This window comes from Roseivirga sp. E12 (genome assembly GCF_017592825.1).
Classification (GTDB): Bacteria; Bacteroidota; Bacteroidia; order Cytophagales; family Cyclobacteriaceae; genus Roseivirga.
Window position 1 is genome coordinate 1,141,216 of record NZ_JAGFMD010000001.1, and the last position, 13,069, is coordinate 1,154,284.

Here is a 13,069-nt window from a genome sequence, read left to right on the forward strand (position 1 = left end):
CCGCAAAGACTTCTGTCTTAATCTTAGTTTTAAAAATTGGCATGACTAAAAAAATAGCTAATGACAATTGAACCGAAAAACTTGATAAGTGTTTGGCAGGAGTCTTAGGAAACTTGCTTTGCTCGATTCAAGACAGCATTTAGCAGCACATTGGCACCGTTGATTACATCCTGATCTTTGGAATATTCCTCCACATTGTGACTAATACCGTTTACGCTGGGTACAAAAATCATGGTGGAAGGACAGCAATGATTCATCATTTGCGCATCATGCCCTGCACCACTAGGCATACGCTTGGATCTTAATTCCAAGCCCGCAGCAGTGTTCTCTACTAAGTCGGGCATCTCTTTCGGAAAATGAACTGGTTCAAACCGAACCATTACCTCGCTTTTTACAGCCAAGTCCGACTCATTGACTGCTTTATTGATAAAGGTGTCAATTTCAATCTGTCCCTTGTTCAATGCCTCCTTATCGGTACTTCTAAGATCTACCGTGAAACTGACTTCTCTCGGTATGATGTTGATTGTATTTGGCTCATACCGAATCGAACCAACAGTGGTAAGGACTGGATTCTCTTCTTTTCTGGAGTAATCTCCAATAAACTTGATGATTTCAGCACTGGCATAGCCAGTATCCTTTCGGTATTGATTAGGTGTAGTTCCCGCATGATTTGCCTCACCCTCGATGGTATAACGTGTCCAGTGAATTCCCTGAACCATTTCCACCACACCTATATCGATTGCTTCATTTTCTAAAACAGGACCTTGCTCGATGTGCAACTCAAAAAAGCTCTCAAGAGCAATAGACCCAGGTTTTAAGGCCCCATCATACCCGATAGCCTTTAGTTGCGAACCAACCGTCTCGTTGGGATTATCATAAGCTTTTGAAACAAGGATATCATCAAGCTTAGCCTGTCCACTATATACATGGCTTCCCATCATATCTGGCGCAAATCTGACACCCTCTTCGTTTGTGAAGTTGATTATTGCCAACGGATGATCGGTTTCAACACCTTGATCATTCAATGTTTGGATTAACTCCAATCCAGCAATCACACCTAAAGCGCCATCATAACGCCCTCCGGCATAAACAGTATCTAAATGTGAACCGAAGGCAACGGCCGGAAGATCCTTCCTTCCTTTTCGAATACCGATCATATTACCCAACTGATCAATATGGACTTCTAGCCCAAGGTCGAGCATCAAGGTTTTGAGCAAGTCTCGAGCCTCTTTATCCTCCTCAGATAGTGCGATACGTTCAACGCCTATTTCACCTACCTTACCAATTTCAGCAAAACGGGCTACATTAGACAATAAGCGTTGACCATTGATGTTCATATCAACTGATTACAGAACCTGGGTTTACGGCTTCGTTGGGTTGTAATAACCTTAGGTTACCCTGAGCATCTTCTGCCATAAGAATCATACCCTGAGATTCCACACCCATCATTTTTCGAGGAGCCAAGTTGGCGATGATGGTCACTTGTTTTCCAATCATCTCATCAGGATCATAGTGCTTCGCGATACCACTGAGAATGGTTCTTTTATCTATGCCCGTATCCACGAGAAACTGAAGCAACTTATTAGACTTCTCAACTTTTTTAGCTTCGATAATAGTCCCTACTCTCAAGTCTAGTTTCATGAAATCGTCAAAGACTATATCCTCTTTTAGAGGTGCTAATGTGATTTCCTTGTTTTCCATTTCGTTTTGTTTCTTAGTGTCCTCTAATTTTTGGACCTGTGCCTCAATTGTTTTGTCTTCTATTTTCTCAAAAAGCAATGTAGCTTTCTCTAATACCGATCCCTCTGCCAATAATTCATCGTTACCGGCATTTGACCAGTCTAGCTTTTCGAGGTTCAATAGGCCTCTCAGTTTATCAGTAGTAAAAGGAATAAATGGCTCTGCCACAATTGACAAATTTGCCACCAACTGTAGTGCAATATTGAGTATTGTTCCTACACGCTCAGGGTCAGTCTTGATGAGTTTCCATGGTTCAGTGTCTGCCAAATACTTATTACCCATCCTGGCGAGTTCCATCATTTCCGCCAGTCCCTCTCTAAATCGGTACTTTTCAATTGACTCACCAACCTTTTTAGGAACTTGCCCCAATTGATCAAGTACTTCCTTATCAATATCAAATACTTCACCTCTCGCTGGAATTTTTCCCTCAAAGTATTTGTGGGTCAATACCACCGCTCGGTTGACAAAGTTCCCTAGTATAGCAACCAGCTCATTGTTATTTCTAGCCTGGAAATCCTTCCAAGTAAAATCATTGTCCTTACTCTCAGGTGCGTTAGAACAAAGGGCATAACGCAAAACATCTTGTTTCTCTGGAAGGTCAGTCAAGTATTCATGAAGCCATACGGCCCAATTTCTTGAAGTCGAGATTTTATCCCCTTCCAGATTCAAAAATTCATTGGCGGGCACATTATCTGGCAACACATAATCACCCATTGATTTCAGAATGGCCGGGAATATGATACAATGGAAGACGATATTGTCTTTACCGATAAAGTGTACCAATTTGGTGTCGTCCGACTTCCAGTAAGGCTCCCAATCTTTTCCCTGACTTTCAGCCCATTCTCTTGTTGCCGAAACGTAGCCTATGGGAGCATCGAACCAAACATAAAGTACCTTACCATCTGCACCTTCTACTGGCACCTTAATCCCCCAATCTAAATCTCGAGTCATCGCTCTTGGCTGTAAGCCACCATCGATCCAGGATTTGCATTGGCCCCAAACGTTAGGTTTCCAATCTTTCTTATGGCCTTCAACGATCCATTCGTTCAACCACTTCTCATAATTCTGTAATGGCAAATACCAATGCTTTGTTTCTCTTTTAACTGGAGGGTTTCCTGTCAAAGTAGATACCGGATTAATCAAGTCTGTCGGATTCAATGAAGAGCCGCAGTTTTCGCACTGATCTCCATAAGCTGAAGGATGGCTACAGCGAGGACAGGTACCAGTGATATAGCGATCGGCCAGAAACTGTTTGGCTTCATCATCATAGTACTGCTCACTCACGCGTTCTTCGAAAAGGCCTTTTTGGTATAATTCTTTGAAGAACATTTGAGCTGTCTCGTGATGCACTTCATTTGAAGTGCGAGAATAAACATCAAATGAAATTCCTAGTTGATCCATTGAGTCTTGGATCATACCATGATACTTATCAACGATCGCTTGCGGAGTCGTCCCCTCTTTTCTGGCTCTCATTGTTATGGCCATTCCATGCTCGTCTGAAGCACAGATGAAAGCTACATCCTCCCCTTTAGATCGTAAATACCTAACATAAATATCGGCTGGTACATAAACTCCCGCTAAATGACCAATATGAATTGGACCGTTAGCATAGGGTAAGGCAGCAGTAACTGTATGCCTTTTGAAATCTCTCTGACTCATAGGTCGCAAAGATAGTTTTTAGATGTTAGATAGTAGATTTTAGGTCCTAGATTTTGAAGCTAACCTCTATAAACATATTATTTATATGATTCAATTTGATAAATGACCACCAAAAAAAAACTCAAAAATTTGCGAAACAATTTTCGTCTGTATTTCTTAGTAAGTAAACTATAAAATTGAACCCCATGACAGCACAAGAAGCGTTGGTCTTATTAACAGAAGGTAATCAAAGATATCAGACTGGTCAATATGCTCACCCTAACACAGATACAGCAAGAAGAGATAGCCAAACAGGTGGTCAAGCTCCATTTGCTATTGTTTTAAGCTGTGCGGACTCAAGAGTAGCACCAGAATTATTGTTTGATAGAGGTATTGGAGACTTATTCATTATCAGAGTAGCAGGAAATGTAATAGATGATCATGCCATCGGTAGCATAGAATATGCAGTGGCTCACTTAGGAACGAAACTAATTGTTGTCATGGGCCATGAAAGCTGTGGTGCTGTTGGTGCAAGTTTAGGTGATGCCGACCCAGGGGGACACATTGGATCAATTGTCAAAAAAATCAAACCTGCTGTAAATATGGCAAAACAAATGGAAGGTGACTTGCTTACCAATTCCATCAAGGTAAATGCCCAGATAGTGGGTGAAGAGTTAAAAGAAACCAAGCCAATCCTCTCAGATGCAGTAAAGAATGCAGGGGTTGAGGTTGTTTCTGCCTATTACAAGCTTAGCTCAGGAGAAGTAGAGTTCCTATCATAAAGAAAAGTGTACAAAAAAGCCTCTTACCATTCGGTAAGAGGCTTTTTTTATTGCGGCCAAGGGTAACTAGCTCTTTGACTTCGCTATACTAAACTCATAAGCAGTTCAAGAGTTATATCAACCACATTTTTATGCCTAGCTTTGGCACTTCTTATGCCGATAGAATATAAAAGATCAGAACCTAAGGAGGGAGAAGTCAATAACCCATTGCATGGTGTCAAACTTGTTGATATCCTTGAGTATTTGGTCGCGACACAAGGTTGGCCGAAAATGGCAGAAGTCGTTTCAATCAACTGCTTCAAAAGTGACCCTAGCATTAAGTCCAGCTTGAAATTTCTAAGGAAAACACCTTGGGCACGTACTAAAGTTGAGGAATACTATCTAAAGTGCATCAAGTAAACGATTGACATGAAGGATTCGTCAGAACATAGCAAGCCCAGCAGCTTTGCACAGGCTTTAAGAAATAAAGCCAAAGAGGTCGCTCCTCATAAGTCGAAGATCAAAGAGATTAAGCCTAAAAAAGGGTCTAAGCTTCACCCAAGAAACAAACATCATGGACGCTATGACCTGAAGCAATTGGTAAAAGTGAATCCCCCACTCGCTGAACACATTATAAAAAATGTGAGAAACGAAGACACAGTAGACTTTGCCAACCCGGATGCTGTCAGGTTACTGAACGAGGCACTGCTAAAACAACATTACAACTTAGACTACTGGAGCATTCCTGACGGCTACCTTTGCCCTCCTATACCGGGAAGAGCGGATTACGTTCATTATATCGCGGATGTACTCAGTGCCAGTAACTTTGGAAAAGTACCAGAAGGCGCAAGTATTAAATGCCTCGACATCGGAGTGGGCGCTAACTGTGTTTACCCAATTATCGGCAATGCCAGCTATGGTTGGTCATTCATAGGGTCCGATATTGATCAGGCCTCTATTGATTCGGCACAAAAGATAGTAGACGACAACCCAAGCCTTAAAGGTAAAGTCGATATCCGCTTCCAGTCGAATCCAAAGGATATCCTTTATGGCATAATCGACCATGAAGAAAAAGTCGACCTGGTGATTTGCAATCCTCCATTTCACGCTTCGCAAGAAGCAGCTCTGGAAGGTACATTACGTAAACTGAGCAATCTCAATAAGAAAGAAATCAAAGAGGCCAAGCTTAATTTCGGTGGACAAGGTGGTGAACTTTGGTGCGAAGGAGGCGAAAGGCGCTTTGTAGGTGACTTGGTAAGAGAAAGTAAAAAGTTTGGCAAGTCTTGCTTCTGGTTCTCTTCACTGATTTCAAAGCAATCGAATCTCAAGGCTGTTCAGGAATATCTCCAAATCGCAGGTGCTGCCGAAATTAAAGTAATGGCGATGAGCCAGGGCAACAAAGCCAGTCGTATCATTGCATGGACTTTCTTATCAGAAACTGAGCAATCAGACTGGCAAAAAAGCAGGTGGAAGCAGCCATCAAAATAACTACTTCCCTACCTCCTACCTTTCAAACACATGCCTGTTGCGCATGAAATATTCCGACTCACCCTCATATTTAACCATTTTTATATAGACAATTCTTTCGGGAGATACGTCAACGGTCTGCTTGAACGATGCCTTTTTGTTATTGTCCTTTCCTTCGCTAGACATTTTTAGCTTCCAATGACTGAGGTCTGTGATTTCGCTTTCGTCTAATGTCCAATTTCCGTTATAAAGGATTTTGTTCTTTTTGATCTGGAACATACCTTTTCTCTTTTCCACTCGACCGTCACCTTCATTATAGAAATACTCGAATTTCAATTTCTCGCCTGTAAATGTGGCTACCATTCTTACCGAAAGTTCAACCATGGTTTTATCATCTCCATAATTGAGGTAGGTCAATGTGCCATTCCATTCGCCATCGTAAACCTTTAAATGATCAGAAGTCAAATCTTGGTTCAACATTAAACAAAGTGATAAAAGAATTGTAGATACTAGAGTTTTCATTGCTTTTCGTTTTCCTTCTTATTTGCCAAAGACGTACCAAAAACATAACAGACTGGCTATCTAATACTTACGCCTAACTGCATACATACACTTGTTCCAATGTGAAACAGAGTCATGATGCGAAGCGGAACACTTTAATAGAAATGTGACTCTTTAACTTAAAGTTTACAGCACAGTTCCCTTTTACATACAATAGCCTTACCTTTGCGGCCTGAATAATTAGGCTATGATTGCAGCACAAAACATATCCCTCGCATTTGGTAAGAGAGTTCTCTTTGATGAGGTTAATATTAAATTCACCGGCAACAATTGCTATGGAGTAATTGGTGCTAATGGTGCGGGTAAATCCACATTTCTCAAAATTCTTTCTGGCGACCAAGACCCTAACTCAGGTAAGGTAATTATTGAGCCCGGAAAGCGAATGGCCGTCTTGAAGCAGAACCATTTTGAGTTTGATGAGACCTCCGTACTTGATACCGTAATGATGGGCCACACGGTTCTATGGAGTATCATGAAGGAAAAGGATGCCATTTATATGAAGCCCGACTTTTCTGAAGAGGATGGGCTAAAAGCCTCAGAACTTGAAGCTCAGTTTGCAGAGATGGATGGTTGGAATGCTGAGTCGGATGCTGCTGCCCTTCTAAGCGGTCTTGGCATCAAAGAAGACCTACATTATAGTCTGATGAAAGACCTTAACGGTTCTCAAAAAGTACGTGTCTTGCTTGCTCAGGCCCTCTTCGGTAATCCTGACATCCTAATTCTGGATGAGCCTACCAACGACTTGGATCTTCAAACCATTGCTTGGTTGGAAGACTTTCTATTAGAGTTCAAAAATACCGTGATTGTTGTTTCTCACGATAGACACTTCTTGGACACCATCTGTACGAGTATTGTTGACGTAGATTTTGGGCAGGTAAAGCTATTCACCGGTAACTACAGTTTCTGGTATCAATCAAGTCAACTGGCGCTTAGTCAGCGATCTTCAGCCAATAAAAAAGCGGAAGAAAAGAAGAAGGAATTACAAGAGTTTATTGCGCGATTCTCTGCCAATGCCTCTAAATCTAAGCAGGCTACCAGTAGAAGGAAATTACTGGATAAAATCAATGTAGAAGACATTCAGCCTTCGACCAGAAGATATCCTGCTATCATTTTCCAGCAAGAAAGACAAGCAGGAGATCAGATTCTAGAAATCAAGGGCCTAAGCAAGTCCACTGCTGATAAAACCCTTTTCGATAAGCTTGACCTGTTCGTCAATCGTGGTGATAAGATTGCCGTGCTTAGTAAGGACAGTCTCGCCACAACTTCACTTTTCCAAATCTTAATGGGTGAAGGAAAGGCGGATTCTGGTGAGTTCAAATATGGGCAGACTATTACCAAATCCTATTTACCGAACGAGAATTCAGAGTTCTTTACGAGCAACCTTAATCTCATTGACTGGTTAAGACAGTTCACAGAAGGAGAGAAAGACGAAGTTTATATGCGTGGGTTTTTGGGAAAAATGCTCTTCTCTGGAGAGGAAGTTTTCAAAAAATCTAATGTCCTTTCGGGAGGTGAGAAGGTACGTTGTATGCTTTCAAGAATGATGTTGGCGCAAGGCAACCTTTTGATCATTGATGAACCAACCAATCACTTGGACCTTGAGTCAATTCAGGCCTTCAACAATGCATTAAAAGACTTTCCTGGAACCGTATTATTCAGTTCTCATGACCATGAGTTTACGCAGACCGTGGCCAACAGAATCTTGGAAATTGGACCAAAGGGCTACCTAGATAAACTTTGTACTTATGATCAGTATATCGAAAACGAAGCTTTCGAACCACAACGAGCAGCGATCTATTAAGCGATAAGGGTAGTTCGATGCTACATGACATGAGTAGCACCAAGGTAAAAGGTAGCTCATTTATTAGATGTATTCTCAATAATCTTTGTAGTACGAGTCGTGTCTAGCATTATATTTATGCATGCGACTTGAAACAGACCGACTCGTATTGCAAGAACTAAGCTGGAATGACCTGGATGAAATCTTTGCTTTTCATAGCATTCCTGATGTAGCCAGATTTAATACAATTGGTATTCCCAGTGACAAGGAAGTAACTAGGAATATCATTCGTGGCGCCATTGAAGACCTGTCAAACACCCCAAGATCTATTTATGGTTGGACTGTGAGGATGAAGGAAACAAATGCCTTTGTTGGCCAAACGGGCATGTCTTGCTCTAATAATCGTTTCAAGATGGCAGAAATTCACTATCACATCTCTCCTGAATTCTGGAAACAAGGTTATGCTACTGAAATTGCAAAACGGCTTATCAAATTTGGGTTCGAGGAACTAAAACTTCATCGGATCGAAGCCGGGGTAGCAACGGACAATATTGGCTCTATCCGTGTTCTTGAAAAGTTAGGTATGCAAAGAGAAGGTCTCCGCAGAAAAATACTCCCAATTCGTGGCGAGTGGCGCGACAACTATATGTATTCCATTTTGGACGAAGAATTTCGAGTAGATCAGTAATATGACAACCAAGGTCCAAGTCCAAACCCCTGCCCTTTTTGATTTTGATCAATGCCTCTTCTTTCTAGACAGAGGTTATGATGAATGCCTGTTTCAATTGGAAGAGCGAAAAGTTCATAGAGCCATCACTTACGGAGATGAGTTACTTCCCTTTACAGTCACGGACGAAGAAAATGGGCTAGTGATCGAAATGTCAAATGATCTTCCGGACGACCAGGTCAAGTTTGTTAAGGATTACGTCAGAGAATGGTTTGATTTGGACCGAGACATAGAGCCTTTTTATGACTTACTCACATCGATAGAATCGCTGAATGATTTAAAAAACGCTTATGAGGGTTTAAGACTTATTGGCATTCCAGATCTCTTTGAAGCCATGTGCTGGAGTATTATTGGTCAGCAGATCAACCTGACCTTTGCCTTCAAACTCAAGAGAAAGCTAGTCGAGATCTATGGGAAGTCAATTCAATGGAATAGTCAAACCTTATACCACTTCCCTACCCCTGAGTCTTTGATAAAGTTAGATGAGGATGTATTGAGAGCTAATCAATTTTCGCGTGGGAAGATTCAATACTTGAAAAACGTGGCTTCCGCCTTTCTAGAAAATGGACTTGACAAGAGATCAATCGCTGCAATACCCGACTTTGAGTCAAGGCAAAAAAAGCTGATTGAGATTAAAGGGATTGGGGTTTGGTCTGCAAATTATGCCTTAATGAAAACACTTCACCAACCCGAAGCCATCCCATTTGGCGATACCGGCTTAACACAAGCACTCTTCAATCATAAAATCATAGAGGACCGTAAGGACGAAGCTGCCATTAAGCAATTCTTTAAATCTGTCAAAGGCTGGGAAGCCTATACTGTTTTCTACCTATGGAGAAGTCTGGCTGGCTAAGCTCCAAGGCTTCACCATTTCAAGAGTCAATCAGCATTTCGATGCTTTGATATCAGAGCCCACCTTACTAACTGTAAGATTAAAGTTAAAAGCTGCTAAACACCGTTAGTCGATGAAATTCCCACTTTAATCGATCAAAAAACACGAATTTCTGCGGGTTTATAAATCTGTAATACTGCTTTATCACTCAACACCTCTTCTAATAATTGTGTAACGACATTTCCATCAACAATAGTTGAATGAGAAAAACAATGTTACTGATTACTTGCCTTATCAGTCTAGAGACGATTGGGCGAGCACAAGTCTTAAGTCCTGAGATCCAAAACCAGATATCCAACATTCTGGAAGTTGATCAAAAGACTACTCTACCGGGCGGGGCGCTTGTGATCCTGAGAAAAAACCTTCCTATCTATACCAAGTATTTTGGTCTGGCCAACTTAAATGAGGAAATCCCTATAAGCAAAGAGACGAGGTTCCACCTCAATTTCCTGACGCAAGACTTCATTGCTTTGGCAACGAAAAACCTTGCAGATAAAGGCATCATTTCTCTCAATGACTTGGCCAACAAATACATTCCTGAGTTACCAACAATTGCAAAGGATATAACGGTCAACCACCTGATTCAGCACACAAGCGGTTTGTATGACTACTGGTCATTGAAATCTCTTGGTGGCTGGGATTATGACGATGTGTTTAAAAAAGAGCAAGCCCTCCAGATGCTCAGCAAGGTAAGTAACCTGAATAACCCACCTGGTGAGGCCTACAACTTTTCAAATACGAACTACCTTCTTCTAGCCGAAATTATCAGGCGTTCCACTGACAACTCTGTAAATGAGGTACTCAAACGAGAATTCTTTGAGCCATTGAACATGAACGATGCGTTTGTTTCAGAAAACTACGCAGCACCGGTAAGCAACAAGGCCTTCTATTACTTTGATTATGGCGAAGGCCACCAAACAAGTTTTGCCAAGTACGGAACCGATTCAGGACCTGTTGGATTATATGCTACCCTAAACGATCTGCAAAAATGGGTTCAATTCGTCCAGAAAAAAGGAGAATCAGAATCACTTGTATCTATCAACAAAGCCAAGCACAAGGGTCATGAAGTGAGCTATCAGGATGCCTATTACTTTGGCTATAGAGGTTTTGTAGGAGAATTCTCGGATGAAAATCTCACCATCATCTTGTTGAGCAATGATTACTACTACAATACACATGATCGTGCTCTAGAGGTTGCCTCCCTCCTTTTGCCTGATCGCTCAGAGGAAAAGGATCAAGCTTCTGAGCTCGAAAGCCTCATCGGCCCCGAAGAAATTGTCGGGCACTACTGGGACCCAGTCGATATGCACGCTAAGCAGATAGAGCTTAGAAATGATACGCTTTACTATCAAGTACCTAGAGGTTGGTCTAGCCCAATAGTCCTGGAGAACGGAAAATTCAAATTGGTCAATAGCAGATCGAATCGATCCATCCGATTTTATAAAGAAGAGGGAAAGGCAGCTATGACAATTTATACCGACAACACGCCTACCAATGATTACACGCGGTATGAGCGCGTGGATCACAATGAGGAATCGTTGGCCGAGTTTGTAGGCGAATACTACACGGAAATTGTTGGTTCAATTTACAAGTTCATTGTTCGTGATGGCTACTTGACTGCCACCAACCTACGTACAGAAGATATTATTCTCGATCCACTAACAGCGGATCAATTCGCCAGTGAAGACGCATGGTTCTTCAGTCAAATTCAATTTGAAAGAAATTTAGAAGGCCAAATCACCGGCTTCTATCTGAACACCCCTGAAATCAAAAAATTATGGTTCAAAAAACTCAATTAAAAATGAAAAAAACACTTCTAAAAAATAGCCTTTTAGGCTTGGCAATACTCGCCTCTTTTTTTCAAACGGCCAATTTAGCTGCTCAGTCAAAATATGACTATGTTTCTGTCAAGTCGAAAGCAGACAGCATATTCTCAGAATGCAATGGGCAACCCGGTTGTGCGGTAGGTGTAATGCATAACAACAATCTCATTTATCAAAATGGCTTTGGATTTTCTAATATGGATCTGAAGACTCCTACAACAACATCAACTGTCTTTGAAATTGGTACGCTATCCATGCATTTCACATCAGCTGGTATAATGCTACTTGAGGATGCCGGCAAACTCAGGTTAGATGACGAGTTACAAAAGTTCCTACCAGAGATACCGATATACAAAGAAGGTAAAATCACTATCAGACATCTACTCACACATACCAGTGGCATTAGAGATTACATTGTTTTACTAATGGCGGCTGGGAACCCTTTGGACACTTCCTATGACAATACTCAGGCGCTTGCGTCTTTGAGTAAGCAACAAGCCCTATGTGTAGTTCCTGGTTCTACTTATAGATTTTCGCAATCCAACTATACCCTATTGGCCATGGTGATTGAAAGAATAACGGGCCAAACGTATCCTGAATACATGAAAGAACATCTTTTTCTGCCAGCTGGAATGAGTAACTCACTCATTTATAGCAGTCCGAATGATGTGATAGAAAACAGGGCATCCGCTTATGAGGGTCAATCTCCTAATTATCAGAGGATATTATCGGATCATTTCTTGGCCAACGGGAGCAGCAGGGTCATGACAAGCATTAATGACCTTGTGAAGTGGAATAGATTTTTAGACCAGAAAATGCTCAGCGGTGAATCGCTTTTCAAAAGAATCTCAAGAACCTCTACTCTAAACAATGGTATGTTAATGACCTATAGATTTGGACTTGAAGGAGGTTCATTACTCGGGCACGAATTGATTGCTCACAATGGTTATAGCTTTGGCTACAATGCCATGTATATAAACTTCCCTAATGAAGCACTGTCTATTGTTGCACTAAATAGTAATATGAACATAAGTGCTCCTGGCAAAGCATATGACTTAGCCGAGGCTATACTACCGAAAGTCACTATTCAAGCCTCTAACAACACCAGGCCTCCGAAAAGATTAGTCAGCCTGGATAAAAGGAAGCTCTCAGCATTTGTAGGTGACTATTTTAGTTTGGACAATGGATATTTAAGAAAGATTCACTTAGTCAATGACACATTAAGGTTAGAAGTCAATTCCAATGTAACAAGCACCATAGTTCCCGTATCTGAAAATGAATTCACGATAGACACAAATACATCTGATGTCAATATAGTGTTCGAAACATCAGGCAATGGGCATCAAATGAGCATCACTATTAATGGGCGTGAACCTGCTGTATATAAATCATACAAGCCTGCCGATTACAACACCAAAGAACTCAGCCAATTCGAAGGTAGTTTCTACTCAGAAGAGCTTGGGGTTAGTTATACAATTGATATCTCTGACAACACACTTTCGACATATGTTGGAGAAAGAAGACTTGTGGATTATGTCTCAGCGATGGACGATAATTTCACATCTGCACACGATGGATTCATTACATTCCAGCGTGATAAAAAAGGTGAGATTACAGGGTTTATTTTATCTGACTACTCACTAGGAAGTATCTCATTCACTAAATCCTAGTGTAGGAGGT

The 13,069-nt window shown here is 41.3% G+C and carries 11 protein-coding genes; 8 read left to right on the forward strand and 3 right to left on the reverse strand.

What is annotated here, in order from left to right; genetic code table 11:
* Positions 1-104 precede the first annotated feature (104 nt).
* Both J4E76_RS05005 and metG read right to left on the reverse strand, forming a co-directional pair.
* Entirely contained in the window at positions 105-1,337 is a 1,233-nt protein-coding gene (locus tag J4E76_RS05005; protein ID WP_208501738.1) for a M20 family metallo-hydrolase, read from the reverse strand.
* A 1-nt stretch (position 1,338) separates the two neighbouring features.
* The gene (metG, locus tag J4E76_RS05010; protein ID WP_208501740.1) at positions 1,339-3,399 is read right to left on the reverse strand and encodes a methionine--tRNA ligase; all 2,061 of its coding nucleotides are present in this window, start codon (positions 3,397-3,399) and stop codon (positions 1,339-1,341) included.
* 185 nt (positions 3,400-3,584) lie between these two features.
* Between metG and J4E76_RS05015 the strand changes: the two genes are divergently transcribed.
* The 3 genes from J4E76_RS05015 to rlmF all read left to right on the forward strand — a co-directional run bounded on the left by J4E76_RS05015 (position 3,585) and on the right by rlmF (position 5,627).
* Positions 3,585-4,160, forward strand: coding sequence for a carbonic anhydrase (locus J4E76_RS05015; protein ID WP_208501742.1), 576 nt, complete (start codon positions 3,585-3,587; stop codon positions 4,158-4,160).
* 153 nt (positions 4,161-4,313) lie between these two features.
* Entirely contained in the window at positions 4,314-4,559 is a 246-nt protein-coding gene (locus J4E76_RS05020; protein WP_208501744.1) for a VF530 family DNA-binding protein, read from the forward strand.
* A gap of 9 nt (positions 4,560-4,568) precedes the next feature.
* A complete protein-coding gene (gene rlmF / locus J4E76_RS05025; RefSeq protein WP_208501747.1) occupies positions 4,569-5,627 on the forward strand; it encodes a 23S rRNA (adenine(1618)-N(6))-methyltransferase RlmF in 1,059 nt (352 codons plus the stop codon).
* Between the two features lie 15 nt (positions 5,628-5,642).
* Here rlmF and J4E76_RS05030 read toward each other — a convergent pair whose 3' ends face one another.
* Positions 5,643-6,128 carry a hypothetical protein gene (locus tag J4E76_RS05030; RefSeq protein ID WP_208501749.1) on the reverse strand — a complete coding sequence of 162 codons (486 nt, stop codon included), beginning with the start codon at positions 6,126-6,128 and terminating at the stop codon, positions 5,643-5,645.
* A gap of 226 nt (positions 6,129-6,354) precedes the next feature.
* On the opposite strand from J4E76_RS05030, the gene J4E76_RS05035 reads away from it, so the two are divergent.
* The 5 genes from J4E76_RS05035 (at position 6,355) to J4E76_RS05055 (ending at position 13,059) form a co-directional block, all read left to right on the forward strand.
* Positions 6,355-7,968 carry an ABC-F family ATP-binding cassette domain-containing protein gene (locus J4E76_RS05035; protein ID WP_208501752.1) on the forward strand — a complete coding sequence of 538 codons (1,614 nt, stop codon included), beginning with the start codon at positions 6,355-6,357 and terminating at the stop codon, positions 7,966-7,968.
* A gap of 121 nt (positions 7,969-8,089) precedes the next feature.
* Positions 8,090-8,635 (forward strand): GNAT family N-acetyltransferase, encoded by a 546-nt coding sequence (locus tag J4E76_RS05040; protein ID WP_208501754.1) that lies wholly within the window; start codon positions 8,090-8,092, stop codon positions 8,633-8,635.
* 1 nt (position 8,636) lies between these two features.
* Positions 8,637-9,527 carry a DNA-3-methyladenine glycosylase gene (locus J4E76_RS05045; RefSeq protein ID WP_208501757.1) on the forward strand — a complete coding sequence of 297 codons (891 nt, stop codon included), beginning with the start codon at positions 8,637-8,639 and terminating at the stop codon, positions 9,525-9,527.
* A gap of 239 nt (positions 9,528-9,766) precedes the next feature.
* Positions 9,767-11,365: a serine hydrolase gene (locus J4E76_RS05050; RefSeq protein ID WP_208501759.1), complete on the forward strand. Its 1,599-nt coding sequence runs from the start codon at positions 9,767-9,769 to the stop codon at positions 11,363-11,365.
* 2 nt (positions 11,366-11,367) lie between these two features.
* Positions 11,368-13,059: a serine hydrolase gene (locus J4E76_RS05055; RefSeq protein WP_208501761.1), complete on the forward strand. Its 1,692-nt coding sequence runs from the start codon at positions 11,368-11,370 to the stop codon at positions 13,057-13,059.
* Positions 13,060-13,069 lie beyond the last annotated feature (10 nt).

Bases quoted from the DNA above. Each gene is read 5' to 3' on its own strand.
- J4E76_RS05005 (WP_208501738.1), bottom strand. From the start codon at position 1,337: ATGAACATCAATGGTCAACGCTTATTGTCTAATGTAGCCCGTTTTGCT.
- metG (WP_208501740.1), bottom strand. From the start codon at position 3,399: ATGAGTCAGAGAGATTTCAAAAGGCATACAGTTACTGCTGCCTTACCC.
- J4E76_RS05015 (WP_208501742.1), top strand. From the start codon at position 3,585: ATGACAGCACAAGAAGCGTTGGTCTTATTAACAGAAGGTAATCAAAGA.
- J4E76_RS05020 (WP_208501744.1), top strand. From the start codon at position 4,314: ATGCCGATAGAATATAAAAGATCAGAACCTAAGGAGGGAGAAGTCAAT.
- rlmF (WP_208501747.1), top strand. From the start codon at position 4,569: ATGAAGGATTCGTCAGAACATAGCAAGCCCAGCAGCTTTGCACAGGCT.
- J4E76_RS05030 (WP_208501749.1), bottom strand. From the start codon at position 6,128: ATGAAAACTCTAGTATCTACAATTCTTTTATCACTTTGTTTAATGTTG.
- J4E76_RS05035 (WP_208501752.1), top strand. From the start codon at position 6,355: ATGATTGCAGCACAAAACATATCCCTCGCATTTGGTAAGAGAGTTCTC.
- J4E76_RS05040 (WP_208501754.1), top strand. From the start codon at position 8,090: ATGCGACTTGAAACAGACCGACTCGTATTGCAAGAACTAAGCTGGAAT.
- J4E76_RS05045 (WP_208501757.1), top strand. From the start codon at position 8,637: ATGACAACCAAGGTCCAAGTCCAAACCCCTGCCCTTTTTGATTTTGAT.
- J4E76_RS05050 (WP_208501759.1), top strand. From the start codon at position 9,767: ATGAGAAAAACAATGTTACTGATTACTTGCCTTATCAGTCTAGAGACG.
- J4E76_RS05055 (WP_208501761.1), top strand. From the start codon at position 11,368: ATGAAAAAAACACTTCTAAAAAATAGCCTTTTAGGCTTGGCAATACTC.